Origin of the sequence: Aquipseudomonas ullengensis (assembly GCF_014174475.1) — a bacterium.
Classification (GTDB): domain Bacteria; phylum Pseudomonadota; class Gammaproteobacteria; order Pseudomonadales; family Pseudomonadaceae; genus Aquipseudomonas; species Aquipseudomonas ullengensis.
Genome location: NZ_JACJUD010000002.1, coordinates 656,074 through 682,059, shown reverse-complemented (window position 1 = coordinate 682,059; position 25,986 = coordinate 656,074). Strand labels below are relative to the sequence as shown.

General features: G+C 63.1%; 20 protein-coding genes and 2 tRNA genes. 3 read left to right on the top strand and 19 right to left on the bottom strand.

Features of this window, described 5'->3' with window-relative positions:
• Positions 1-45 precede the first annotated feature (45 nt).
• The 11 genes from H3H51_RS08520 to H3H51_RS08470 form a co-directional block, all read right to left on the bottom strand.
• A complete protein-coding gene (locus tag H3H51_RS08520; protein ID WP_183088610.1) occupies positions 46-549 on the bottom strand; it encodes a VOC family protein in 504 nt (167 codons plus the stop codon).
• 147 nt (positions 550-696) lie between these two features.
• Complete coding sequence (locus tag H3H51_RS08515) at positions 697-3,075, bottom strand: efflux RND transporter permease subunit (protein WP_407926473.1); 2,379 nt, start codon at positions 3,073-3,075, stop codon at positions 697-699.
• A gap of 28 nt (positions 3,076-3,103) precedes the next feature.
• Positions 3,104-4,183: a WD40/YVTN/BNR-like repeat-containing protein gene (locus tag H3H51_RS08510; RefSeq protein ID WP_183088608.1), complete on the bottom strand. Its 1,080-nt coding sequence runs from the start codon at positions 4,181-4,183 to the stop codon at positions 3,104-3,106.
• Between the two features lie 217 nt (positions 4,184-4,400).
• Complete coding sequence (locus H3H51_RS08505; protein WP_183088607.1) at positions 4,401-5,771, bottom strand: DUF1329 domain-containing protein; 1,371 nt, start codon at positions 5,769-5,771, stop codon at positions 4,401-4,403.
• A gap of 62 nt (positions 5,772-5,833) precedes the next feature.
• The gene (locus H3H51_RS08500) at positions 5,834-7,777 is read right to left on the bottom strand and encodes a DUF1302 domain-containing protein (protein ID WP_183088606.1); all 1,944 of its coding nucleotides are present in this window, start codon (positions 7,775-7,777) and stop codon (positions 5,834-5,836) included.
• A gap of 571 nt (positions 7,778-8,348) precedes the next feature.
• Complete coding sequence (gene pepN / locus H3H51_RS08495; RefSeq protein WP_183088605.1) at positions 8,349-11,006, bottom strand: aminopeptidase N; 2,658 nt, start codon at positions 11,004-11,006, stop codon at positions 8,349-8,351.
• A 14-nt stretch (positions 11,007-11,020) separates the two neighbouring features.
• Positions 11,021-11,851, bottom strand: coding sequence for a DUF2797 domain-containing protein (locus tag H3H51_RS08490; RefSeq protein ID WP_183088782.1), 831 nt, complete (start codon positions 11,849-11,851; stop codon positions 11,021-11,023).
• 11 nt (positions 11,852-11,862) lie between these two features.
• Positions 11,863-12,126: a YeaC family protein gene (locus H3H51_RS08485; RefSeq protein WP_183088604.1), complete on the bottom strand. Its 264-nt coding sequence runs from the start codon at positions 12,124-12,126 to the stop codon at positions 11,863-11,865.
• 40 nt (positions 12,127-12,166) lie between these two features.
• Positions 12,167-13,030: a rhomboid family intramembrane serine protease gene (locus H3H51_RS08480; protein WP_183088603.1), complete on the bottom strand. Its 864-nt coding sequence runs from the start codon at positions 13,028-13,030 to the stop codon at positions 12,167-12,169.
• The gene (locus H3H51_RS08475; protein ID WP_183088602.1) at positions 13,027-14,001 is read right to left on the bottom strand and encodes a metallophosphoesterase; all 975 of its coding nucleotides are present in this window, start codon (positions 13,999-14,001) and stop codon (positions 13,027-13,029) included. Before H3H51_RS08475 ends, H3H51_RS08480 begins: the two co-directional genes overlap by 4 nt.
• 1 nt (position 14,002) lies before the next feature.
• A complete protein-coding gene (locus H3H51_RS08470) occupies positions 14,003-14,890 on the bottom strand; it encodes an NAD(+) kinase (protein ID WP_183088601.1) in 888 nt (295 codons plus the stop codon).
• Between the two features lie 79 nt (positions 14,891-14,969).
• Here H3H51_RS08470 and H3H51_RS08465 point away from each other — a divergent pair, with 79 nt between their 5' ends.
• A complete protein-coding gene (locus tag H3H51_RS08465) occupies positions 14,970-15,917 on the top strand; it encodes a DUF1853 family protein (RefSeq protein ID WP_183088600.1) in 948 nt (315 codons plus the stop codon).
• Here the strand turns inward: H3H51_RS08465 and H3H51_RS08460 are convergent.
• From H3H51_RS08460 to H3H51_RS08440, 5 genes are all read right to left on the bottom strand, one after another.
• Positions 15,914-17,023: a cyclic nucleotide-binding domain-containing protein gene (locus H3H51_RS08460; RefSeq protein ID WP_183088599.1), complete on the bottom strand. Its 1,110-nt coding sequence runs from the start codon at positions 17,021-17,023 to the stop codon at positions 15,914-15,916. The two genes, H3H51_RS08465 and H3H51_RS08460, sit on opposite strands and share 4 nt — an antisense overlap.
• Before the next feature lie 32 nt (positions 17,024-17,055).
• Entirely contained in the window at positions 17,056-17,994 is a 939-nt protein-coding gene (locus tag H3H51_RS08455; protein WP_183088598.1) for a 1-aminocyclopropane-1-carboxylate deaminase/D-cysteine desulfhydrase, read from the bottom strand.
• Positions 17,994-19,358: a chromosome partitioning protein ParA gene (locus H3H51_RS08450; protein ID WP_183088597.1), complete on the bottom strand. Its 1,365-nt coding sequence runs from the start codon at positions 19,356-19,358 to the stop codon at positions 17,994-17,996. Before H3H51_RS08450 ends, H3H51_RS08455 begins: the two co-directional genes overlap by 1 nt.
• 282 nt (positions 19,359-19,640) lie before the next feature.
• A complete protein-coding gene (locus H3H51_RS08445; protein ID WP_183088596.1) occupies positions 19,641-20,072 on the bottom strand; it encodes a nuclear transport factor 2 family protein in 432 nt (143 codons plus the stop codon).
• A 329-nt stretch (positions 20,073-20,401) separates the two neighbouring features.
• Positions 20,402-22,435, bottom strand: coding sequence for an oxidoreductase (locus H3H51_RS08440; RefSeq protein WP_407926472.1), 2,034 nt, complete (start codon positions 22,433-22,435; stop codon positions 20,402-20,404).
• 215 nt (positions 22,436-22,650) lie between these two features.
• Here H3H51_RS08440 and H3H51_RS08435 point away from each other — a divergent pair, with 215 nt between their 5' ends.
• A complete protein-coding gene (locus tag H3H51_RS08435; RefSeq protein ID WP_407926478.1) occupies positions 22,651-23,784 on the top strand; it encodes a carbon-nitrogen hydrolase family protein in 1,134 nt (377 codons plus the stop codon).
• A gap of 1 nt (position 23,785) precedes the next feature.
• Entirely contained in the window at positions 23,786-24,829 is a 1,044-nt protein-coding gene (locus tag H3H51_RS08430) for an AraC family transcriptional regulator (protein WP_183088594.1), read from the top strand.
• A gap of 229 nt (positions 24,830-25,058) precedes the next feature.
• Here H3H51_RS08430 and H3H51_RS08425 read toward each other — a convergent pair.
• The 3 genes from H3H51_RS08425 to H3H51_RS08415 form a co-directional block, all read right to left on the bottom strand.
• Positions 25,059-25,135 (bottom strand) — tRNA-Asp (locus H3H51_RS08425).
• 19 nt (positions 25,136-25,154) lie between these two features.
• Positions 25,155-25,230 (bottom strand) — tRNA-Val (locus tag H3H51_RS08420).
• A gap of 238 nt (positions 25,231-25,468) precedes the next feature.
• Positions 25,469-25,981: a type II secretion system protein M gene (locus H3H51_RS08415; protein ID WP_235981315.1), complete on the bottom strand. Its 513-nt coding sequence runs from the start codon at positions 25,979-25,981 to the stop codon at positions 25,469-25,471.
• Positions 25,982-25,986 lie beyond the last annotated feature (5 nt).

Sequence of the window (25,986 nt, the reverse complement as noted above, 5' to 3'; positions counted from 1 at the left end):
ACCGAAAAAGCCGCCGCAAGGCGGCTTTTTCATGCCTGGGATATCTCAACCCTGGCCATCGAACGCTCGCTGCAAGACTGCGATATCCAGCCTCTGCATCTGCAACACCGCCTGCATGGCGCGCTGCGCAGCCGCGCCATCCGCAGCACAGAGCATCTGCGGCAACACCCGCGGCACGACCTGCCAGGCCAGCCCATAGCGATCACGCAACCAGCCACACTGCTGCGCCTCCCTGGCACCACCCTCCCCCAGCCGCTGCCAGTAGTGATCGACCTCCGCTTGGTCGTCACACATGACCTGCAACGAAACGGCTTCGTTGAAGGTGAACAGCGGCCCGCCATTCAGAGCAGTGAAGCCCTGCCCTGCCAGCTCAAAGGCCACCGTCATCACGCTACCCGCCGGTCGGCCGTGGAATTCGAAGCCAGCTTCGCCATAGCGACTGACTTGGGTGATTCTCGAGTCGGGGAAGATGGCGGTGTAGAACACAGCCGCCGCCTCAGCCTGGCTGTCGAACCACAGGCAAGGGGTGATCCGTTGAATATGCGCCATGATCTGCCTCCTGATCGCTTTGCGCCACAGCCGGAAACGGCTGCAGTCATCAGCTAGTCGGTTGCCGGCCTTGCCAATCGACAGGTCATTCAGTCAAGCAAAGAAAAAGGGCTCCCGAAGGAGCCCTTTGTCATGTCACATCAACCATCAGTGCGCGAACAGCGAACCGCCTTTCTTGCCGGCCAGTTTCTCCGGCTTGATCAGGAAGCGCGCCAGGGCTGGCAGCAGCCACAGGGCACCGAACATGTTCCACAACAGCATGAAGGTCAGCATCAGGCCCATGTCGGCCTGGAACTTGATGGCCGAGAACATCCAGGTCACCACACCGATGGCCAGGCACAGACCGGTGAACATCACCGCCTTACCAGTGGACTTCAGGGTCTGGTAATAGGCCTCTTGCAGCGACATGCCAGCCCGCAGGAAGCTTTCCAGGCGGCTGTAGATGTAGATGCCGTAGTCGACACCAATACCCACACCCAGGGCGATTACCGGCATGGTCGCCACCTTCACGCCGATACCCAGCCAAGCCATCAGGGCGTTGCCGAGGATGGAGGTGAGGATCAGCGGCAGGACGATGCACAGCATGGCGCCGAACGAGCGGAAGGTGATCAGGCACATCACCGCGACGCAGATGTACACCAGGGTCAGGATCTTCAGCTCGGACTTGGCGATGACCTCGTTGGTCGCGGCCTCGATACCGGCGTTACCGGCCGCCAGGATGAACTCCAGGCCGTCCTTATTGTGCTCCTTGGCGAACTCCTGGGCCACGCCGACAGCGCGCTTGAGGGTTTCCGCCTTGTGGTCGTTGAGGAACACCAGTACCGGCGCCAGCGAACAGTCGGCGTTGTACAGGCCATCCGCACGGGCGATGGAGTTGTTGAGGATGTCCGGGTTACGCGACAGGGTTTCCCATTTCAGGTTGCCCTCGTTCATGCCCTTGATCACCTGCTTGGACACGCTGACCATGGAAATGGCCGACTGCACGCCCTCGGTGTTCTGCATCCGCCACATCAGCTCGTCCATCGGCGCCAGGGTCTCGTGGGTCGAGCAGGCTTCGTTGGGCGTCTTGACCATCACCACCAGCACGTCGGAGCTGGTGGAGTAGTTGCTGATGATGAAGTTGTTGTCCTTGTTGTAGCGCGAGTCGGCACGCAGCTCCGGCGCACCCTGATCGAGGTCGCCGATCTGCAGGTGGTGCTTCTGGTACCAGAAACCGCCGACACCAGCCGCCAGGGCAATAACCACAGAGATCGGCGCGACTACCGGGTGGGCAAAGTTGGACAGCAAGCGCCAGAAGGCATGCTCGCGATTAGCGTCCTTCTTGCTGCGCTCGATGGCCTTCTTGCTGATACCGATGTAGGAAATAGCCACCGGCAGCAGGATCAGGTTGGTGAACACGATCACGCCGACACCGATGGACGCACCGATGGCCAGCTCGCGGATCACGCCGATATCGATCACCAGCAGGGTGATGAAGCCAACGGCGTCTACCAGGATGGCGATCATGCCCGGCAGGAACAGCTGACGGAATGTGCGGCGTGCTGCAGTCAGGGCGTTGTCGGCGTCACTCGACTGCAGGGCGATACCGTTGATCTTCTGTACGCCGTGGGAAATACCGATGGCGAAGATCAGGAATGGCACCAGCATCGAGTACGGATCGAGACCGAAGCCGACCAGGTTCATCAGGCCCAGCTGCCAGACCACCGCGATCAGGGTGGTCGACACCACCGAGATGGTGGAGCGGATGCACCAACTGAACCAGTACAGCAGGACCAGGGTGATCGCCAGGGCGATGCCGAAGAACGCCACGACCATCAGCAGGCCGTCGATCAGGTCACCGACCTTCTTGGCAAAACCAACGATGTGGATCTGCACATTGGGGTTCTGCAGCTGGTACTTGTCGCGGATCTTCTCTTCCAGCTCATGGGAGAACTGGCGGTAGTCGAGCTTGAGCAACTTGCTCTGGTCTTTCGGATCCGGGTACTGCTCGAGCAGCGGGATATCGATGATGCTCGACTTGAAGTTGTTGCCAACCAGGCGCCCGATCTGCCCCGACTTGAGCACGTTGTTACGCAACTCGTTGAGGCTGCCGGAAGAACCGTCGTAGGTCTGCGGGATGACTTCACCACCGGCGAAGCCTTCTTCGGTCACTTCGGTCCAGCGTACGCTCGGACTCCACAGTGACTTCAGGCCGGAACGATCGACACCGGAAATGTAGAACACCTCGTCATGGATCTGACGCAGGGTTTCCATGTATTCCTTGGTGAAGATGTCACCATTCTTGGCTTCCACCGAGATACGCACGGTGTTGCCCAGGTTGGCCAGGTCGTTGCGGTGCTCCATCATCTTCTGGATGAACGGATGCTCCAGCGGAATCATCTTCTCGAAGCTGGTCGAAGGACGGATGTGCGTGGCCTGCCAGAGCAGGAACACACTGACCAGCAGGCACAGCGCAATCACCACCGGCCGGTTGTTGAAAATCAGGCGTTCAAGGAATGTTGCCTTGTCCTGGTGATGGCTAGTCATCGTATTCATTACCTTTTGTAGCCCCGGCTTATTGTTGTTGGCCCGGTTCGGCGCCAGTCGGTGAAGCGATTTGCACGCCAGCCTGTCCAACCAGGATCAGGTTGCCGCCCGCGTCGTCCGTTACACCCGCAAGCGAGGCACGGTCTGCACGGTTGATCACGCTGAAGGTGCGCCCGGCGTCCGAGCTGCTCAGCACGCTGCCGCCATGACCCACGATGACCAGGTTGCCATCCTTGAGCAGGCTGGCATTGGCCAGGCCGAATTCCAGCGGGCCGTTATCGGCCACCAGCTTGATCTGCTGCCAGGTCTTGCCGAAATCGGTGGAGCGGAACAGGTTGCCGCGCAGGCCATAGACCAGCAGGGTATTGGCATTGACGGTACCGACAGCACCGAACAGCGACCCCTCGTAAGGGCCCTGCACGCGCTCCCAGGTCTGACCCCAGTCGGCGGAACGGTACATGCTGCCCTGCTCACCGACGACGAACAGACCGGCATCCTTCACAGCAGTGATGCCGTTCAGGTGGAAGCCATCTTCGTTGTCCAGGCGATCACTGACATCGTTCCAGCTCTTGCCACCGTCGGTGGTTTCCAGCAGCGCACCGTAGGCACCTACGGCGTAGCCCAGGTTGGCGTCGCGGAACCAGACGTCGAGCAGCGGCGCTTCACGGCTGAGGTCTTCGTACTGCAGCGTCCAGTTGGCGCCGCCGTCGTCGGTGGCGAGGATCTGCGCATCGTGACCAACGGCCCAGCCGTGCTTGTCATCGACGAAGTACAGGGCAGTGAGCAACTGACGGCTCGGTACCCGGGCCTGCACCCAGTTCTTGCCGGCATCGTCGGAGAACAGGATGTGGCCACGATCACCCACGGCAACCAGACGCTTGCCGGCATGGGCAATGTCCAGCAGCAAGCCGCTGACGGCTTTGGGCGATTCGATGGAATAGACGGTTGCTGCATCGGCAGCAGCAGCCTGAACAGGTGCAGCAAGGATCAGTGCCGAGCAGATACCCAGCAAGGACAATGCTTTCGCCAGCGGCGAGAGATGACGGGCCGGGGCCTGGACGGAGTTCAGACGACCGAAGCGGGTGCGCCGCATGACGGGCTCACGCATAAAATTCCCCCTTTATTCTTATAGGTGGGTACATGCCTTATGGCAGGCGAGCCATGCTATACGGCTTTGGAAAAATCTGACAATCGGCGTGACGTTATGTTTTGTAAGCGTCGAAGCCCGCCGTACAGCCTGGAAAAACAAAGGCCGCTACTACTGTAGCGGCCTTTGTCAGGGGCGCCCCATCTATTGGCCCGCTCCCCGATGGAAACCAACAGGCCTAGCGCGTGCCGCGGCGACGCAGGGCTGAAGGCGTGAACTCGCTGTCTGCGGGCACTGCCTTGGCGAAGTCGGCGGTACCTGGCTCCTCGCTATCGAGGTTCTGCACGTAGTAGCGACGGCTCTGCAGGTCGTGGAAGGCCTCCATGGCCGACCAGGTGGTAGGCAGGTCGTAGTAGTTTTTCAGGTAGGCGATTGAGACGCGCCACAGCTCGCCACGGGTGTCGTATTGATCGACCACGGCGGCCTGCCAGCTGTCCTCATCGAGGAACAGCGTGCGCTTGCCGTACACATGGCGGGAGCCCGGCTTGAGCGTGCCCTCCACCACCCACACGCGGTGCAACTCGTTGCGGGTCAGCGCCGGGTTGACATGCCCCACCTGCAGCAGGTCCTTGTACTTCACCCCGTCGGCGGCGATGCGGTAGTTGTTGTAGGGGATATACAACTCTTTCTTGCCCAGCAGCTTCCAGGTGTAGCGATCCGGAGAGCCGTTGAACATGTCGGTGTCGTCGGCAGTGCGCAAACCTTCGGAAGCGGAGATCGGCGTGTCGTACGCCAGGTTCGGCGCACGGCGCACGCGGCGCTGGCCGGCGGCGTAAGCCCAGGCCTGGCGCGGCTCCTTGACCTGATCCAGGGTCTCATGCACCAGCGCCGCACCACCGGCCAGACGGGCCGGGCTCTTGGTGAAGTTCAGGTAGTAGAAGAGGATGTTGCCCAGATCGGCGTAGCTGCCTTTCGGATCGTAGTAGCGGAACAGCGCCTCGACCTCAGACACCACCGGCGAATAGACGCCGTTGCGCTGCACCGCGGCCTCCACCGAACGGCGAGTGATGTAGGTACCGCGATAACGCACGATATGGTTCCACAGCGCCTCGACCCCATCCTGCGGAATCGGGAACGGGATACCGCCGTAGGCATCGGAGAAACCGTTACCACCCTCGACCAGCTTGGCGGTGGTGGCGTTCTTGATGCTGTTGTCATAGACCCACTGCGGCGCCGAGCCAGAACGGCGGCTCGGGTAGATCGGCATGTTGAAGGTCTCAGGATAGGAGTTGAACAGCGCGATCTGCCCCGCGGTCAACTTGTCCTTGTACTGATCGAGGTTGGCCTTGGTGATGGTGAACAGCGGCTTGTCGTCCGGGAAGGGATCGACGTGGTGCGAACCACTGCCCTTGTACCCGGCAGGAGCCTGAGTAATACCACCGGTCCAGGCCGGGATCGAACCATCGGCATTACCGGCCTTTTCAGCACCGAAGGGAGTCAGGCTGGTGCCGAGCTTGGCGGCATCCTGTGGCGAAACCGCCGCCAGCGCATTGCCGGCGCAGAACGCCAGGGCAACGGCAGCGCCGATCAGCGAGAGCTTGTTCAGCATGGTGATTCTCCGTGTTGAGTCAGTGTCGGGGCTGCGCGCAGCCCCGCTCGAAAGCGCATGGATCAGAAGGAGTACTTGACGTTGATCCCGACGTTGTCGCGATCGCGCCCGGAGTTGTTCTGCCCGGCACCGTAGAACTCGGTGTACTGCAGCTCGGCTTCCAGGCTGTTGAGGTAATTGGCACGGATACCGGTGGTGTAGGCCATGCGCCCTTCGATGAAGTTGCCGGTCTGGTGCGAGTTGCCCTGGAAGTCATGCTTGAACACGCCAAACGGCGACAGGTTGACCCCGGCGTACACGTCGTTCCAGGTACCGGACAGCACCAGGGTGTAGCCGTAGGCATCGCGGCTGATCTGGTCGTCGCTGCTGTAGCCCGACACATAGGAGCCATTCTGCCGCCCGGAGAAGCCGCGCTTGGAACCGTCGTAGGCGGTGTAGCTCAGGCTGCTGGCGCGGGCATGCTCGGACGCCAGTTCGGCCACGCCGAACAGCGAGTCAAAGCCAAACGAAGGGCCGAAGTTGTAGATGGTGCCGAGCGAGGTGTTGTACGCCTCGATGCGCTCGTAGTTGTGGAAGGTCGGACCACGGCACAGGAGCTTGCCGGAAATATCGGCACAAGCCTGGTCGGCCGATACGCTGCCGTCGTAGATGTTGGTCTGGCCGAAGAAGCCCTGGCCGAGCAAGTCACCGAGCAGGTCGTTGGTGGCACTGATACCCACCGGCAAATTGGGGCGGTAGCTCACCTCACCGAATACCGAGGCATTGCCCAGGGTGGTGTTGAAGCTGAAGCCGTAGACGCGGATATCTTCCACGTACTCGCGGCGACCGACAGCGTTGCTGGCCGCGTCGAGGGTCGCGACCGCCGGTGCCAGCGCCCCGCCGATTGCCCCACCGCCCAGCGATGCCGCCAGGTCGGTCATGTCGACACCCTGATAGTGGCCCAGGTCCACCGCGATCTGCGGCTCCTTGGCGTGGTAGTTGATGAAGTACATACCGAACTCGGTGGCGTTCAGCTCTTCGGCGATATAACGGAAGGCCAGGCCGTACTGGCCATCGTTCTTGGCATTGATGTCGCTGCCGATATTCGCCACTTTGAACACGTTGTAGTTCGGGTCCAGGTAGGAATTCGGCCCGAACGGGCCATTGCCCACCTGGCCGGCGGTCAAGGCAGTCTGGTAACCGGACATGACCGTGCCCAGCAACGGATTGTCATAAGCGGTGTAGGCCGTATTGCCGCCCTCGGCGAACAGGTCCGTCTCAGAGAAGAAAGTGCCGGCCGGGTCGATCGCCGTCTCTTTCCAGTTCCACTGGTAATAGGCTTCCATCGACAGGCTGTCGGTCAGGCCCATGTTGAAGTTGAATGCCTCCACCGGCACCAGCACTTCCTTCAACTCGGAACCGGGCAGGCGGAACTTGGCCGCGTCCACCGGATTGGTGGTGTTGATCCCGCCGCGGTAGAAGATGCCCTCGCCCCAGTTGAATACCTGGTTGCCGACTTTCACCGTCAGCGGCATATCACCCACATCCCAGTTGCCATAGACATAGGCGTCGAGGATCTGCGCATCGCGACCGGCCTTGTGCCGGGTCGCCTCGGTGAACTGGTCGTTGTTCGGGTAGCTCTGGCTCGGACGGTAGTCGTCGTTGTCGTTGCGCTTGTCCATGATCTGCGTGTCATAGAACGCCGTGCCACGCACGAACATACCGTAGTTCTGGTAGGTCGCTTCCAGGTCGGACGTGACCTTGAACACCTCGGAAACCAGCCCGGTATCGAAGTTGCGGTTGCCGTCGTTGCCGTTGGTGTCGTCGTTGGTCTTGTCCCGTCCCTGCACCCGATACAACTGGCCGTAGGACAGCGTGGTGTCCAGAGAGCCGGCGATTTCATTGTCGGCGAAGCTGAACTCCACCGCCTGCGCCGAAGCGGCAAACATCAGCGGCAGCAGGCCGAGCAGAGTGAAGCCAGCTTTCGCCGGGGCGAGGAAAAGGGACTTGCGCAAAGGTTTGTGCATCGACAGCTCCACGGATCATTGTTCTTGTTATGGGAGGCCATCCTTGAAGCGCAGCTAGGACAGCGCATCCGCCTGGATCGACAAGCTGCTATTCAAGATCGATACCAACAGCGAACGTTGAGCGCGAATTCGTCTCGCCACGAATTTTCAGCGAGGCACACCCGCCACCACTGGACAGAAAATGAACAGAAGAAAACCAAGCAAGCGCTTGCTGTCTCTATTTGTCGGTGCGATGGCGCGATTTAGCCTTGAGAAAAAATGCCGCGGAAAAATCAGAAGTCAGGCCGGAAAAGGCTGATGCAGAGAGGGGCGATGCGGATGAAGCTGACCCGGTAGAAAGGAAACAGAAGCAGCGGACGGGTAACACTTTTGAGCTACCCGTCCGGGTTACGGTAACGCTGCGGAATCCGCTTAGGATCTCGCGAGCTAGAGCGAGACAAGGCGCTACGCCAGTAACAGCCTTCGGCTGGTCAAAGCAGCCGAAGACGCGCAGTTTACGAGGTGTAAATGAGCGGCTGAGGCTGTTTTTTAACGCAGTATCGCCGACGCGCAGCAGATCATAGGAGGCTTCTCAAGCGAGGCTCTTGCTGACCACCTCATAGACGTCGCTGGACAGCTCGCCGGAAGCGAGGATGCGCTCCAACTCACCCTTCATCAGCGCCTGGCGTTTGTCGTCGTACTTGCGCCAGCGGGTCAGCGGGCTCAACTGGCGCGAAGCGATCTGCGGGTTCGAAGCGTTCAGGCTGATCACCTGATCGGCCAGGAAGCGGTAGCCGCTGCCGTCCGCGGCATGGAAGTTGACCAGGTTCTGCCCGGCAAACGCGCCAATCAGGGCGCGCACCTTGTTTGGGTTCTTCAAGGTGAACGCCGGGTGCTGCATCAGCGCCTGGACCCGCGCCAGGCCGCCCGGCAAGGTGCTGCCGGCCTGCACGCTGAACCACTGATCCATCACCAGCGGGTTGTCCTTGAAGTGCTCGGCAAAGGCCGCGAGCGTCGTAGCGCGCTCACTCTCGAACGGTGAATTGACCAGCACCGCCAGGGCGGTCAGGCGCTCGGTCATGTTGTCGCACGCTTCGTACTGCTCCAGACAAGCCGCTAGCACTTCCGGGCGACCACTGAGCACCAGGTATGACAGCGCAATGTTCTGCAGGCTACGGCGGGCGAAGTGCGTGAACTCGGCGATATAGGCAGTGCTGCGCGACAGTTCGCGGTTGGCCTGGTAACGCTGCCACAGCAGGTCGAACAGCGCGGTGGCCAGCTCGCCACGGGCAAACTCGCGCGCGGCGTGGATGGCGTCGACATCGGCCACCTCGCTGATTTCAGTGAGGTAGGCCTCGCCCGGCAGCGAGAGCATCTCGGCGACCATGGCCTGATCCAGCTGCTCGTCCTGCAGCACGCTGCGCAGGGCAGCGACCAGGCGCTGGTCGAGCACCAGGGCCTCGCCACGCTGGTACTGGCCGATCAGTTCCTGCAGCACCTGTACGGAAAGCTGCTGACCAGCTTCCCAACGGTTGAAACCGTCGCTGTCGTGCTGCATGAGGAACATCAGCTGGTCGCGGTCGTAGGGGAAGCTCAGCTTGACCGGCGCGGAGAAACCGCGCAGCAGCGAAGGCAAAGGCTTCTCGGCGAGGTTGATGAAGGTGAAGGCCTGCTCGGCCTGGGTCACCTGCAGCACGCGCGAACGGCCTACCGGCGCCTCCTCGCCAACCAGTTGCAGCGGCAGCTCACGGCCCTGAGCGTCGAGCAAGGCCAGCTCGACCGGAATCACGAACGGCAACTTCTCGGCCTGCCCTGGCGTGGCCGGGCAGCTCTGGCGGAATTCCAGGCGGTAGCTGTTGGCCGCTGCGTCGTAGCTCGCACTGGCTTCCAGGCGCGGCGTGCCGGCCTGGGTGTACCAGCGTTTGAACTGGGTCAGGTCGACGCCACTGGCGTCTTCCATGGCCTGCACGAAGTCGTCGCAGGTCACGGCCTGGCCGTCGTGGCGCGCAAAATACAGGTCCGAACCCTTGCGGAAGGTCTCTGCACCCAACAGGGTGTGGATCATGCGCAGCACTTCGGAACCCTTTTCGTAGATGGTCAGGGTGTAGAAGTTAGAGATCTCCATGTACGCATCCGGGCGTACCGGGTGAGCCATCGGGCCGGCGTCCTCGGCGAACTGGTGGGTGCGCAGGTAGGCAACGTCCTCGATGCGCTTGACCGTGCGCGAGTTCATGTCGGCACTGAATTCGCTGTCGCGGAACACGGTGAAGCCTTCCTTGAGCGACAGCTGGAACCAGTCGCGGCAGGTCACGCGGTTACCCGACCAGTTGTGGAAATATTCGTGGGCGACAACAGCCTCGACGCGCTGGTGGGCGGCATCGGTGGCGGTCTCGGCCTTAGCCAGCACGCAGCTGGAGTTGAAGATGTTGAGGCCCTTGTTCTCCATGGCGCCCATGTTGAAGTCGTTGACCGCGACGATCATGAAGATGTCCAGGTCGTATTCGCGACCGTACACCTCCTCGTCCCACTTCATCGATTTCTTCAGGCTGTCCATGGCGTGCTGCACCTTGTCGATGTTCTCCGGCTCGACGTAGATGCGCAGGGTTACGGCGCGCTGGCTCATGGTGGTGAACTGGTCTTCCACGCACCAGAGGTCGCCGGCGACCAGGGCGAACAGGTAGGCCGGCTTCATGAACGGGTCTTCCCAGGTCGCCCAATGACGGCCGCCCTCTTCGCTACCACTGGCGATCGGGTTGCCGTTCGACAGCAGTACCGGGTAGCTGTGCTGCTCGGCGCTGAGGGTCGTGGTGAACTTGCTCATCACGTCCGGGCGGTCGAGGTAGTAGGTGATCTTGCGAAAGCCCTCGGCCTCGCACTGGGTGCAGAACATGCCGCTGGACTTGTACAGGCCTTCCAGCGCGGTGTTGCTTTCCGGGTGGATGCGCACGCTGCTGTCGATGACGAAGCTGGCGGCGGTCGGCTGCAGGGTCAGGTGGCTGTCGTCGAGCTGGTAGTCGGCGGCGGACAACTCGCGGTCATCCAGGGCCACGCTGAGCAGCTCCAGTTGCTGGCCGTCGAGCACCAGCGGCGGCAGGTCGGCGCTCAGGGTCGGGTTGCGGCGCATCACCAGTTGCGCGTGGACCAGGGTGTGGTCCTCGAACAGCTCGAAGGTCAGATGGGTCTCGTCGATCAGGTAGTCGGGGGCCTGATAGTCCTTGAGGTAGATCATTTTCGGCTGTTCGGTACGCATCGGCTTGTGGCCTCTTATTCGGTGAGTACGGCGACCTGGTAGGCCGTGTATTTGCGCAGGTTGATCACGCCCGTGTCGAGGATCAGGTACTGGCCCTTGATCCCGCGCAGGATGCCCTCCACGACGGGGGTTTTCTCCAGGTCATGGCTGGCGACCTTGGTCGGGTAGGCCTCGACCGGGTAACGAATTTCCAGCACCTCGACATCGCTGACCGGCTGGATCGCCTGCAGGCCAAAGCGCTGTTGCAGCGCAGCGATGCCTTCGGCGCAACTGCTCATCAGCTGTTCGCGCACGCCGGCGAGGTCGACCGGCTCGGCATCGCCCTTGAGCAAGGCGCGCCAGTTGGTCTTGTCGGCCACCTGGGTACGCAACAGGTCTTCGACGAAGCCGGACTGTTGGCGGGTGGCCACGCGGAAGATCGGCAGCGCCTGGCTGGCGCCCTGGTCCAGCCAGCGGGTGGGAATCTGGCTGGCGCGGGTGATGCCGACCTTGATCCCCGAGGAATTGGCCAGGTACACCACATGATCGGTCATGCAGAACTGCTCGCCCCACTGCGGCTCACGGCAGGTGCCGGCATCGTAGTGGCAGCGCTCCGGGCTCATGATGCAGCTGTCGCACTGCGCCAGCTTGGTGAAGCAGAGGTAGCAGTAGCCCTGGGCGAAGCTCTTCTTGGTCTTGCGCCCGCAGTGGCTGCAATGGATCGCGCCAAGAAATTCCAGGCGAATACGCTTGCCCAGCAGCGGGTTGACCGGCACTTCCTGCTCATCCAGGCGGAACGCGTATTGCGCCGTATCGCCCAGGCGCACCGTCATCTTGCTCAGCGCACCGCGGCCCAGCTCGTTCATGGTCTGGGTCATCAGTGCAGGGTGTCGTTGGATTTGAACAGGATGTTGGGAATCGGCTCGGCGTGGGACTGGCATTCCTGCGGGCCCATGTAGCCGGTGCGCTGCTCCTCGGGCAGGTTCTGCAGCTCCCAGGCGATCATGGCCTGCAGCGACAGCTCCCTCTGCTCCTGGCTCAGTTTGCGGCCGTCCGGCCATTTACCGATTTCCACCGCCAGTTTCAGGCTCTGGTAGATCTCGGGGGTGATGTTTTCGATCATTTCGGCAAAGGACGACATCTGTAACTCCAACAGCAGAATACTCAAACAGGCAGCCAGTTTACCGGCGCAGGCGCGCCAGCGCACCGCCCAACAGGCCAGTGGCACAGCCCGCCAGCAGGCCGCCGACGTGCGCCGCGTTGGCGATGGAGCCAAAACCGAGCAGGTCGACCACGCCACTGAGGCACACCAGCAGCCAGATCAGCATCATCACCAGCACGCCGCGCGGCAGCCGATACGCCGGCGTTGGGGCCAGCAACTGGAAGATCCAGCAGTGCCCGAGCAGCCCATACAGCACGCCAGACAAACCACCAAACAGCGACGGCCCGCCAAACCAGAACTGCGCCAGGTTCGACAGCAGGCCGATCAGCAGGGTCAGCCCCAACAGCATCAGGCCACCCTGGCGCACCTCGATACGCCGGCCCAGCTCCCAGTACCACATGCCGTTCATGGCCAGATGGAGGATGCCGAAATGGATCAGCATCGGCGTGAACAGGCGCCACCACTGCCCTGCCTGCAAGTTCTCCAGCCAGGGTGAGAAGTAGAGGTAGTCGCCCTCGATGCGAAAATCCTGGAAGGTCAGCCAGCGCAGCACCGAGAAACCCTCGCCAAGCTGGGTAACCGCTGCGACCAGCACGGCCAACAGCAACACGGCGGTCGTCAGCGGGCTGGCGCGCAACTGACGCAGGACACCACCGGCACCCTTCGGTGGCACTGGCGGCAACAGCGACTCGTCGACTTCGCCTTGCGGGTAGTTCTGGTACAGGCCACGCACCTGCTCGGCCAGCGACTCGGCCGGCACCCAGAGCACCTGCTCGCCGCCCTCTTCGCTGACCCGATGCGGCACCCGCAAACGCCGCAGCAAGCCGACGAAACCGCTCAGATCCTCGTCGAGAGGCCTACGCAACACCACCACCGAACTCATCTCGGTGCCTCCACACGCTCGACATCGACCCAGACGAACTTGCCCGGTTCCAGCTGCCGTTCCTGATCCAGGCGGTAGGCCACCAGCTTGCCGTACATCACCGCGCTGTAGTCCAGGCAGGCCAGGTTCGGCCGAATCGGCGCCGGGTTGCCGCGCCGCCAGTAGTGACCGACGAACAACATGGGCTCGTCCAGACCGTACTGCAGCAAGCGGTTCTTCTCGGTCGTCGGCAGCGGCATGCTGGCAACGCTTTCAGGCAGGGCATCGGGCTGGAACACTACATCTCCATAGGTCTGCGGATTGTCTTCCCAGAATTTGGTGCGAAAGAAGGCGCGGGTAAAGCCTTCCTCGCTGGTCAGGGTCAGGCCCTGGGGCAGGCGCATATCGGTACCGCGCAGCAGGCGTTCGAATACCCGATTGGCGAAGCTGCCGGGCACAGCGGAGGCACTGACGAAAGCCTGGTCGACCCGGCCATCAGCGTACTGTGACTTGAGTGCGGCGATCAGCTCGACATCCCAGCAGGCATGCACCATGCGAAAACGTCCGGCATCGATGAACAACGGCAGCTGCTGGAACCAGGCGAGAAAATCCTGCCAGTCGTGCGGGTGCTGCTCGAACTGGCGAAAAGTCTGCTGCAGCAGACGCTCGTGACGTGGCGAATGCTCGCGCACGAACTGCCGACTGCTGCCTTCCGGCGCCGGCGTGTGCCAGCCGAGGGCGTTGTATTCGTGGTTGCCCATGATGCAGTGGGCGGCGCCGGCCGCGACCATGTCGTGCACCAGGTGCAGCGCCTCGCGAATGCGTGGACCACGGTCGATGATGTCGCCCAGAAACAGCACCTGGCGCTGCGGATGGCGCCAGACCCCGGCCTGGCGGTGATAACCCAGCTGCTCCAGCAGACGCTGCAGGGTATGCGCACAACCGTGCACATCACCAATCAGGTCGTAGCCGCGCGCCGGGTCGAGAAGCATCCTAGTCGTGGCCTCCGAGCCGGCTGCCCCAGCCCAGTTTGGTCCGACACGCCTCGTAGTAGTTGTGATCGAGCGGATGGATCAGGCGCAGCTTCTGTGGCTTCTTGGCCACCGTGATGGTGTCGCCAGGCGCGCAGGTGAAGTGGTTCTGCCCATCGCACGAGACCAGCGGGTAGATCTGCAGGTCATCGGCCACCACCACTTTCAGCTCGCTATTGCTGTCGACCACGATCGGCCGGCTGGACAGGGTATGCGGGTACATCGGCACGATGACGATGGCATCCAGTTTGGGGTGCATGATCGGCCCACCGGCAGACAGCGAGTACGCGGTGGAGCCGGTCGGCGTGGCGATGATCAGGCCGTCGGCCTTCTGGCTGCAGACGAACTGGCCGTCGATGTACAGCTCGAACTCGATCATCTTGGTCGACTTGCCCGGGTGCAGCACCACGTCGTTGAGCGCATCGCCCTGACCGATGGCCTCGCCGTGACGGCGAACTTCGGCTTCCAGAAGAAAACGACTCTCCTCGAGGAAGTTCCCTTCCAGCACCTCCGCGACCTTCACTTCCAGCTCGTCCGGACGAATGTCGGTGAGAAAGCCCAGGCTGCCCCGGTTGATCCCCAGTACCGGGATCTTGTGCCGGGCCAGGGCGCGGGCGGCACCGAGCATGCTGCCGTCGCCACCGACGACGATCACCAGGTCGCAGACTTCACCAAGGATCTTCCGCGAGCAGGTCTGCAGACCATGCCCCGGCAGCACCTCGGCGATGGTGTCTTCGAGAATCACATGCAGATGGCGCTCGAGCAGGAAGGTCTTCAAGCGGCGAATGGTATCCAGCACCTGGGCACTGCCCAGGCGGCCGATGATACCGATATTGCGAAACTGCTCCATGGGGCGCTCTGCAACGGGAGTAATGGCCAGGATTATGGGCGAAAGCCGGCAAGCGCAGCAAACCGGCTATGCTCGGCCCATGAACGCCCTGCCCCCGCTCTGCGACGTACTCAGCGAACTGCGCCATCCTGCCGTGCGTGATCTCGCCTGGGCGCTGCTCGCCCCCAGCCTGCTCGATGGCAGCAGCGTGGCGGTGCGCCACCCACTGGCCGCCAGCGCCTGGGCCCATCGCCCGGGGCAATTGCTCGACTGGTTGCACCATCAGCAACGCGACAGTCAGGCCCTGCAACAGTTTCTCGCCGCCGGTTCCAGCCGCCTGGGGCGCTACTACGAGCGGCTCTGGCAATTTGCCCTGGAGCAGGCGCCGGATATCCAGTTACTGGCCGCCAACCTGCCGATCCGTGAACGAGGCCGTACCGTCGGCGAGCTGGACCTGCTGCTGCGCGATGAACAGGGCCTGCAGCACCTGGAGCTGGCAATCAAGCTCTACCTGGGGCCCGAACAGCTGAGCGGCGAAGACCCGCAACACTGGCTGGGCCCCGCGAGCGAGGATCGCCTGGGGCTCAAGCTGCAACACCTGCAACAGCATCAACTGCCCCTGTCCCGCAACCCGGCTGCCGCATCCGCCCTGGCCGAACTGAGTGACGAATTACCTACTGCGAGCCTGTGGTTGGGCGGTTACCTGTTCTACCCCAACGCTGTCGCCTGCGCTGCGCCGACTGGCACCCGCGCCCAGCACCTGCGCGGGTGCTGGCTGCACCGCCGCGACTGGGTCCAATGGCTAGCCGAGCACAGCGACGCACGCTGGCAGCCACTGGCGCGCCACGCCTGGTTGGCGCCGGCACGGGTGGAAGAAAGCCAGGTATGGACGCCAGCGCAACTGGCGGAGTGGCTGCAGCAATTGCCCGACACTGCCGCTGCGCAATTGCTGGTCGGCCTACGGCCTGACGACAGTGGGGATTGGCAGGAAAGCCAGCGGCTGTTTCTGGTCAGCGATGAATGGCCGAAATCGGCCACGCCGCACTAGTTGCTGCGCTCGGTGCGCCCACCGGAACGCGCCAGGTAACCGGGGCCGTTTTCACAGAGCAGGCCATCGCGCTGGATGGCCGGCAGGGCGTCCACCCCATCGCGCAAGGCATAGGCGGTGAAGCCCAGCTGCGACAGCAGGAACACCGCACTGGCGCTGCGCTTGCCGCTGTCGCAGTAGCACAGGTAGGTGCGCGCCTTGTCCAGCAGGCGGGTTTTCAGGCGTAGCAGGTGCAGCGGCATGTTCAGGCTTTGCAGGGCATGAGAGCGTTCGTATTCGTCCTGCAGGCGGACGTCCAGCCACTGCGCACCCGCAGACAGCAGACGCGCGGCTTCGCCGAAGGAAACTTCATCGACCACCGGGGCCTTGAGCAAGGAGAAGAAATCCTGGCGATCCAGGCGCAGCACCACGCCTGGTTCGATCAGCGTCACCGTGGCATTGCGTGGTTGATCGGAAAGCAGTGCTTCCTCGCCAAAACAGGCCCCCACTTCCAGCTCGGCCAATACCTGGCGCGAGCTGTCGCCACCACGAAACACCTCGGCCCTGCCGCTCTTGAGGAAATAACAGCAGTCACCCGCCTCCCCCTCGACCAGCACCCGGCTGTCCGCCGGCAAGTCGATCGGCCGCAGGCGTTCAAGCATGGCCTGCACGTTGGCCGGCGGCACCTTGGTGAACAGCGGGTTCTCCAGCAGGCGCTCCAGCCATTCGACATCCTCGCCCTTGCCACCGAGTTCCAGTAGCAGGTCGTGATAAGCCAGGCGCCAGGTGAGCAAGCGGCTGAGGGTGGCGCTATCCAGTGCCAGCACACTGACATCGCTGACCGCACGGGCTTCCTGCTGACGTGGCAGGCTCGGCGACAGCGGATGGCAACTGGCACTGCTGCCGGCCTGCAGACGCTGCTCCTGGCCATCGGCACTGCGCAGCAGCAACTCACCGGAAAGCAGGTAATAGGTCGTGCGCGCCTGATCCCCCTGGCGGAACAGCAACTGCCCGGCCAGCAGATGCTGGGGTACCAGTTGACTACGCAGCTCGCGCCACTGCTGCTCGGAGAGCACATTGAGCGGAGTGAAACTGCGCAACTGTTCGGGGTTCAGCGGCTCGATCATCGAAACCTGTCCTTGCTTCATTCTTTTGGTGCTCAGCCCTGCGATGGCTGGCCTGCAGTCAGGGAGCGCCGCCCCTGCAAACCACCGGTATGCACGAACAGCAAGCGCGAGCCCCTGGCAAAGTAACCGGCCTCTACCTCACCGCGCAATGCCAGCAGCGCCTTGCCGGTATAGACCGGTTCCAGCGGCACCCCGGACTGCGCTTCGCTGTCACGCACAAAGCGTAGTAGCTCGGCATCCGTACGGGCGAAACCACCACGGGCCGCCGGCACCAGCTTGTAGCCGGCATCCGCGCGACCGGCCTCGCCCAGGAGCGCACTCAGGTTGACCTCCACACCATCGCCAGGCGGTACGGCGAGCGCACCGTGCACCCAGCGCTGCCCCGCTTCGGCCAGCACCAGCCCCGCCAGCGTGGTGCCGGTACCGGCGGCCAGCCACCAGCCGTCGTGATCACTCCAACCAAGAGCGGCCAGTTGCGCTTGCGCCATATCGGCAATGCTCATGCAGGCCTGGGCGGCGGCCAAACCGCCCCCGCCCTCAGGCACCGGATACAACTGTGGGTAGCGCTCCATCCAGGGCACCCAGAAATCCGCCCGATGCCGCGCCCGATAGCCGGCATAGCCAAGCCAGTGCAACTGCATGCCAAAGGCCTGCAGGTCGCGCTGAGTCGGATTGTCCTGCGGCTCGCCGCGCAGCAGGCCGACCGTGGCAAAGCCAAAGCGTTGCCCGGCAGCGGCCAGTGCATGCAGATGATTGGAGTGGGCTCCACCGAGGCTGATGATGCCCTCGGCGCCCGCCTGTTCGGCGGCCTGCAGATGTGGCAACAGCTTGAACCATTTGTTGCCGGAGATCAGCGGATCGAGCAGATCGAGGCGCAGCACCGCCACCTCGACACCCGCAGCCTTCAGCCAATCCAGATGCAGAGGCTGCAGCGGCGCGCCGGGGTTCCAGCGCGGGACCTGCAGCACCACTAGCTGACGGTGCGCAGGCGGCTGCCGGCCTTGTGCCGGGCGCAACAGTTGGAGTCACCGACTACAAAGCGGCTGGGGGTTTCCACCCGGTCGATAGGCATCGCGCAGCGCTCGCCGGATGGCAGGCTGGCTTCACAGGTCGGTTGCGAATAATGGCCGAGCCACTGGCGATACTGCGCCTCGGAGACGAAGCACTTGGCCGCTGCGTAGCTCATCGGGTTGTCCTGGTAGCGGGCAATATCCTGCAACGGGATGGTCAGGTGGCCGGCACCCGGGTGATAGACCACGAACACCACGCCGAGCCTGGAAAGGCGCTCGAGAATCTGCTCGCCACTCTGCCCGGCCAGTTCGTCGCGCTCGCTCTTCAGGCGTTGCAGCTCCTGCTGCAGCTGGGTTTCCTGCTCGGCGCGGTAGGCCAGCTCGACGTCACGGATCGCCACCTGCTCCTTGTACTCCGCCACGGCAGCCGCCACCTTGGCCTGCAACTCGCCGCCGAACTGGGTGCGCAGGATGTCCGCCTCGGTACGCCCGTGGCGCTCCAGGGCACGCAGCTGCTGGGACATTTCCTCGCGGGTGCTCTGGAAGTTGTTGACCTGCTCGTCCAGTTGCTGCTTGAGGCTGGTGTTCAGGTCTTCCTGCTGACGCAGGGCCTGGTGCAGGTTGTGGATTTCCGTCTGCAGCGAGCGCTGACGCTCGTCCATGGCCAGCTTGAGGCGGCCCAGCTCTTCTTCATGCTGGGTGCCCAGGGTACTGATGCGCAGGCGCTGCTGCTTGATCAGCTGGGCGGTTTTCAGGCGGTGTTCCTGTTCTTTCTGCTCGGCTTGTTTTTCAGCCGTATCGCGCCCCGGATCGGGCGCCTGCCACTTTTCTTCTGAGGCCATTTGCAGACGATCGGAGAGCACCACGCTGTCCTCATCGATCACCAGCAGGCCCATCTGGTTACGCTTGACCGCATCGCGCAGCACCGCCAGGTCGTTCTTGCCTGGCGCCAGGCTCGGGTCCCACAGGTGCATCTGGTGCCAGGAGACCGGGCACTGGCTGCGGCAGGCCAGGCGGATCGGCCCGGCACCCAGGTCCGGCCCGCGCCCGGCGTTGTCGGCCAGATGGCGCAGCGGCAGGTTCCAGCCGCTGTCGGCGGCACCCTTTTCGTCGAAGTCCAGGTAGAAGAACACCGCGGCACGCACCATCAGGCGCGGATTGATCAGCACATAGGCCATGCGCATCTGCTCGTCGGCGTATTCCGGCATGTTGACCACACCATCGAGCAGGGCTTCGAATTCGGGGAAAAGCATTTCCTTGCAGATGCCGCGCTCATTGAAGAACAGCACGGCTTCGACCATCTGCGGTTTGTTCTGCATGCTCATGTTTTTCCTCCGGGCCGGCACGGTATTACACGTGGGACGGTGACCTGATCGCGGGTGCAGGTAACGCGCCCTTGAGGAGCCAGCCCTCTGTTTCGAGCAAGTCTAGGGGAAAAAGCGCAGCAGGCAGTGTGATTGGGTTGGCAGTCATCCGCCACCGGAGGGCGGCGGACAAACGGTGCAATGAAACTGTGATGGGGTTGGGTCTGTTGATCTTTCGATACATGCCGCATGGCGCGATTTGCCGTCGCTGCCGCGCCGAAGCGTCTACAGACCCTAGGTAAATCAGCCTTTGGCGGCTGCCAGCAGAGGCGCCAGGCGCCGCCCCATCTCCTCGCCGAGGGCCTGCAGGCCGCTCATGGGACGAATCATCACTTCGAACTCGACGATCTTGCCGCTCTCGTCGAAACGAATCATGTCGATGCCCTTGAGCTCGCGCCCACCGACCTTGGCACTGAATTCCAGCACCACGTTGAGGCCATCGGCACTGGCCAGTTCGCGGTGGTAAACGAAATCCTGGAATACCTGCAGCACCGTATTGAGGATGACGTTGACCATCGGCGCGCCGGGATACGGGGTGTGCGCCATCGGCGAACGAAACACCGCCTGTGGGTGCAGCAGCTCGGGAAGCTGACTCAGATTCTGCGCAGAGATGAACTGGTGCCAGCGCTGCAGTGACGCGGCCGCTGCCGGTTGCAAGTGAAGATCGGTGGACATGGGGTGCTCCTTATTGTTGTAAGCCACATACAAAACGCCCCGCACGTGGGTCTGTCCCTGCTGTATTCGCGAACCGCGTTGCTGCGGAAAATCTCGCCAGGCTAGGCGTGGGACGCAGGCAATGGTGTTCCCTTGCCAAGTCCCGCAACAACGCATGGCGAGATTTTCCGCGCAACCCGCAGGGACGGGCCAGTTTTTGCGCGGAACGTCGTTGCTCGACGGCTCATTTGGACGACCAAACCTCGCGTCTCACGCCTAGCTCCGCGCAAAAACTGGCTCCGGCGCGAATCGCTAATACAGCAGGGACAGCCCCCCGAGGCGTCGATGGATCAGAGTTCGGCAGCGAGGCGCGAGCCCTGGTTGATCGCCCGCTTGGCGTCCAGCTCGGCGGCCACATCGGCACCACCAATCAGGTGCACGTTCTGCCCGGCGGCAACCAGGTCGTCCTGCAGCTCGCGCAGCGGGTCCTGGCCGGCGCAGACGACCACGGTGTCCACCGGCAGCACTTGCGGCTCGCCTTCGCCAATGCGGATGTGCAGGCCAGCGTCGTCGACCTTGAGGTACTCGACCGAGTTGAGCATCTGCACGTTCTTGTTCTTCAGGCCGGTGCGGTGAATCCAGCCGGTGGTTTTGCCCAGGCCGTCGCCGACCTTGGTTTTCTTGCGCTGCAGGAGGAACACCTGGCGCGCGGCCGGATGCACATCGGCCTTGATCCCGGCGATACCACCGCGCGCTTCGAGGTCACCGTCGATGCCCCACTCCTTCCAGAACGCATCGCGGTTCTGGCTGGTGGCTTCGCCCTGGTGGGTGATGAACTCGGAGACGTCGAAACCGATACCGCCAGCACCGATCACTGCGACGGTCTGGCCGACCGGCTTGCGCTGCAGGATGGCGTCCAGGTAGCTGATCACCTTGGCGTTGTCGATGCCTTCGATGGCCGGGGTACGCGGCGCGATGCCGGTGGCCAGGATGATCTCGTCATAGCCGCCCTTGGCCAGATCGTCAGCCGACACACGGGTGTTCAGGCGCAGGTCGACGCCAGTGGTTTCCAGCTTGCGCTTGAAGTAGCGCAGGGTCTCGTAGAACTCTTCCTTGCCCGGCACGCGCTTGGCCACGTTGAACTGGCCGCCGATCTCGCTGGCCGAGTCGAACAGGGTCACGCTGTGGCCGCGCTCGGCGGCCACGGTGGCGGCGGAAAGGCCCGCCGGGCCGGCACCAACCACGGCGATCTTCTTCACTGCGGTGGTGGGGATGTAGTTCAGCTCGGTCTCGTGGCAGGCGCGCGGGTTGACCAGGCAGCTGGTCAGCTTGCCGCCAAAAGTGTGATCCAGGCAGGCCTGGTTGCAACCGATGCAGGTGTTGATTTCGTCGGCGCGGCCGGCAGCAGCCTTGTTGACGAAGTCCGGGTCGGCGAGGAATGGACGGGCCATGGACACCATGTCGGCGTCGCCTTCGGCCAGTACCTGCTCGGCGACTTCCGGGGTGTTGATGCGGTTGGTGGTGATCAGCGGGATGCTGACTTCGCCCTTGAGCTTGGCGGTGACCTTGGTGAACGCGGCGCGCGGCACCTTGGTGGCGATGGTCGGGATACGCGCTTCGTGCCAGCCGATGCCGGTGTTGATGATGGTCGCGCCGGCCTTCTCGATGGCCTTGGCCAGCAGGACGATCTCGTCCCAGGTGCTGCCGCCTTCGACCAGATCGAGCATCGACAGGCGATAAATGATGATGAAGTTCGGGCCGACGGCCTCGCGCACGCGGCGCACGATTTCCACCGGCAGACGCATGCGGTTTTCGTAGCTGCCGCCCCAACGGTCGGTGCGGTGGTTGGTATGGGCGGCAAGGAACTGGTTGATGAAGTAGCCTTCCGAACCCATGATCTCGACGCCGTCGTACTCGGCCTGCTGGGCCAGTACGGAGCAGTTGATGAAGTCCTGGATCTGCTTCTCGATGCCTTCCTCGTCCAGCTCACGCGGCTTGAACGGGTTGATCGGCGCCTGGATCGCACTCGGCGCTACCGATTTCGGGCTGTAGGCATAACGGCCGGCATGCAGGATCTGCATGGCGATCTTGCCGCCCGCCTCATGCACCGCCTTGGTCACGATCTTGTGTTTCTCGGCTTCCTCGACCGTGGTCAGCTTGGCCGCGCCGGAATACACGCCGCCTTCTTCGTTCGGGCCGATACCGCCGGTGACCATCAGGCCGACACCACCACGGGCACGTTCGGCAAAGTAGGCCGCCATGCGCTCGAAGCCGCCCGGCTTCTCTTCCAGGCCGGTGTGCATGGAGCCCATCAGGGTACGGTTCTTCAGGGTGGTGAAGCCGAGGTCGAGCGGGGCCAGCAGGTGCGGGTACTGAGCGGACATGGATATCTCCAGAACAAGCATGCAATTCACGGGATGCCGCGGTCTCAACAGGACCGCGATCAGTTATGGGGCAGACGATAAAGAGCAGTCACGCGCCGCTCAATGATCGAAACTTACAACTTATTGATCAAAAGTAGCAGCATGGCTTGGCAGCGCCGAGCCACTCCCCTACCCTGAGCCTAGGTTCCTACTCCGACTATTCCATGCCTACGTTGATTCGCCGCAGCCTGCGGCTGTTGTTTCCCGCCCTGTTTCTCGCCCTGCTCCTGGCTTACGCCGCCTGGACGCAATCACGCCCCCACAGCCACTACCTGAGCGACCTGCGCAGCGAAGTCGGCCCCAACCTCGGCACTCCGTCGGGCAAAGGCAACCTGCTGGGTATCCAGCCGGCGCTGTACAACGTCGACTACCGCAGCGTCGGCAACCTGCAACGCAAGCTGTCTGCCTACCTGGACAAGGCCCACAGCGAAGGCCTGCTGACCCCCCGCACCGTGGTCATCCTGCCCGAACACATCGGCACCTGGCTGGTCGCTGCCGGGGAGAAACCCCAGGTGTTCGCCGCCCACCAAATCGACCAGGCCATGCTCTGGCTGGCCCTCAGCCACCCGCTCGATCTCACCGCTGCGCTGCTCACCGGCCATGGGCCGCAACGCCTGTACGACGCGCTGTTTCGCATGAAGGCCAAGCAGATGGCCCGCGACTACCAGCAGCTGTTCGGTGGCCTGGCCAAGCGCTATGGAGTGACGCTGGTGGCCGGCTCGATCCTGCTGCCTGACCCGCATGTGCGCGACGGCGTACTGCAAGTTGGCAGTGGCCCGCTGTACAACGCCAGCCAGGTCTTTGCCGCCGATGGCTCGGCGCTGGGCCAGCCGCAACGCAAGGTCTATCCGATTCCCGAGGAAGCCGGCTTCACCGCCGCAGCTCCTGAAACAGAACTGCATGTAGTCACGACACCTGCCGGACGCCTGGGTGTGCTGATCTGCGCGGACAGTTGGTATCCCGCCGGTTACCAGCAACTCGCCAGCCAGCAAGTCGATCTGCTCGCCGTGCCGGCCTTTCTGACCGGCAACCAGCACTGGAGCCAGCCCTGGGGCGGCTACACCACCTTCGCCGGCACCCCTGCGGATGTCACCAGCCAACCCGGTCAGCTCAGCGAAGGCGAAGCCTGGCAACGCCACTCGCTGCCGACTCGCCTGGCCAGCACCCAGGCCCACGCCGGCATGACCGTATTCATGCGTGGCCAGCTCTGGAACCTGGGCAGCGACGGCCACAGCATGGTCGTCGGAGTTGATGGGCTGACGCTGGCGAGCGAGGCGCCGGGCGGCCAATTGATCAACCTCTGGCTGTGACATGAAGACCCCGCGCGTGCGCCTGGGCGACCTGTCCGTAGGCTTCGTCCACGGACTCGTCGATGCCATGCGCGAAGCCGGCCAGGATGCCGCCCCGCTGCTCGATCAATTCAGCCTGGACCCCTCACGCCTGGCCGAGCCCCAGGGGCGCCTGTCGATTCCGCGCTACATGCGCCTCGGCCACAGCGCCATGCAGTTGTGCGGCGACCCGGCACTGGGCCTGGCCATGGGGCGCCTGAGCCACCTTGGCCAGCTCGGCCTGGCCGGGGTCACCGCTGCCCAGGCGCCGACCCTGCGCGAAGCGGCGCGCACCCTGAGCCGCTTCGAGCCGCTGTATGCCCACAACTATCGCGGCCAGTCGAGCTTCCATGAGGACAGCCGTGGCGCCTGGCTGCGTTTCTATTCGATCAGCCCGTACAACGCCTACAACCGCTTCGTGGTCGATTCGGTACTGGCCGGCTGGCACAGCCACCTGAGCCAGCTCGGCGGCACGCCGCTGAAGGCGGAAAAGGTCGAAATCGAATTCGCCGCACCCAGCTATGCCGAGCGCTACAGCGAAGCCTTCGGCTGCCCGGTGGAGTTTTCCGCCAGCGCCAACCAGTTGCGCCTGAGTCTGCCTACCCTGGCCACTCGGGGCCAGGCGCACTGCCCGAGCACCTGGCAGCAATTGCTGGCGCTGTGCGAGCAGGAGCTGGAACAACGCACCCGCACCCGCAGCCTGCGCGAACGCATTGCCCGCATGCTCGGGCCCTTGCTGCACGGTCGGGAACCAGATCTGGAAGAAGTAGCCGCGCGCATGCAGTTGCCTGTGTGGACACTGCGACGCAAGTTGGCTGAGGAAGGCACGCAATACCGGGCGATTCTCAACGATACCCGGCGCGATCTGGCGATGGCTTACATCAGGGATACCGAACTGGCGTTCGGCGAGATTGCTTATCTACTCGGCTTCGCCTCGGCGGAAGCCTTTCAGCGCGCGTTCAAGCGCTGGAGCGGGCAGACTCCGGGGGAGTTTCGCCGCAGCCAGCGCCTCCAGGCAGAGTCATAGCTCGGTGGCGTCTTCGGCCGGCTCCGCTGGATCACGCTCATCGGCGTGGTACTCGAGCAGTTCTTCTACGTAATCGTCCATAGGGCGTTCTCCTGTTCTGACGTCATGGTCCAAACAAAGACCATGCCAAGAGACTGAAGATTCCCCATGACAAAAGCGTTACGTTAAAAATTTTTCCCGCCAGACGCGAAAAACCCCCAGTTCTTGCGAACTGAGGGCTTCTCTAATATGGCGCAGCGGACGGGACTCGAACCCGCGACCCCCGGCGTGACAGGCCGGTATTCTAACCGACTGAACTACCGCTGCGCGTCGGTCTCACAAGGGCTGGTGGGTGATGACGGGATCGAACCGCCGACCCTCTGCTTGTAAGGCAGATGCTCTCCCGGCTGAGCTAATCACCCGAGTAGCCTTGCGAGGTGGCGAAATTTACGCATCGGCCTTCGCTAAGTCAACACCCTGCTTGAAGTTTTTTTCTGCGGGGGATTTTCCAGGGCCCGCCGCCAGGTAACCGAACTGCGGCAAACAGGCTGCGCCAGGAGGTAGGCGCGCGGTTCCATGCAGGTGCCACGCATGGCCAACTGGCCCTGTTTCGGTGCAAACAGGGCCGCGCGCTACCTGGCGCCAGAGCGCCGTGCCGACTCAGGAACCGCTGCGCAACAACAGGCGACTGCTCACCAAGCCCTTGTCCGCACGCTCCAGGCCGGCTTCGTCGACCTGTACGCCCTGCTCCTCCAGGCTCATCAGCCATTGCAGCAAGCGCGGGAAATCGCTGGGTTGCAGGCTGACCTGCAGGCCGCCGTCGCCCTGGCTGTCCACCCGCTCCACGCTCAAGCCCTGGCTGCTGGCACTCGCGGTGACAAACCCTTGCAGGCGCGCCGGATCGAGGCTGACTTGCGGCTTGCCCTGCTGCGCGCGAACTTGCGGGGCATGCTCCTGCAGATACCGGTGCAGCTCACGTTGCTGCTGCAGATGGCTGCGCGCTTGAATCACCTGTTGCGCCGCCGGCTTCCACAGCAGCAGGTAGAGCAATGCCACCAGCAGAAACAGACCCAGCGCCGTCAGCGCCAGGCGATCACGCGAGGGCATGGCCTGCCAGCGACCCAGCAGGCCAGACTGCTGCAGGCGCTCCTGCAGGGGCAAGGTCAATCGCATCAACG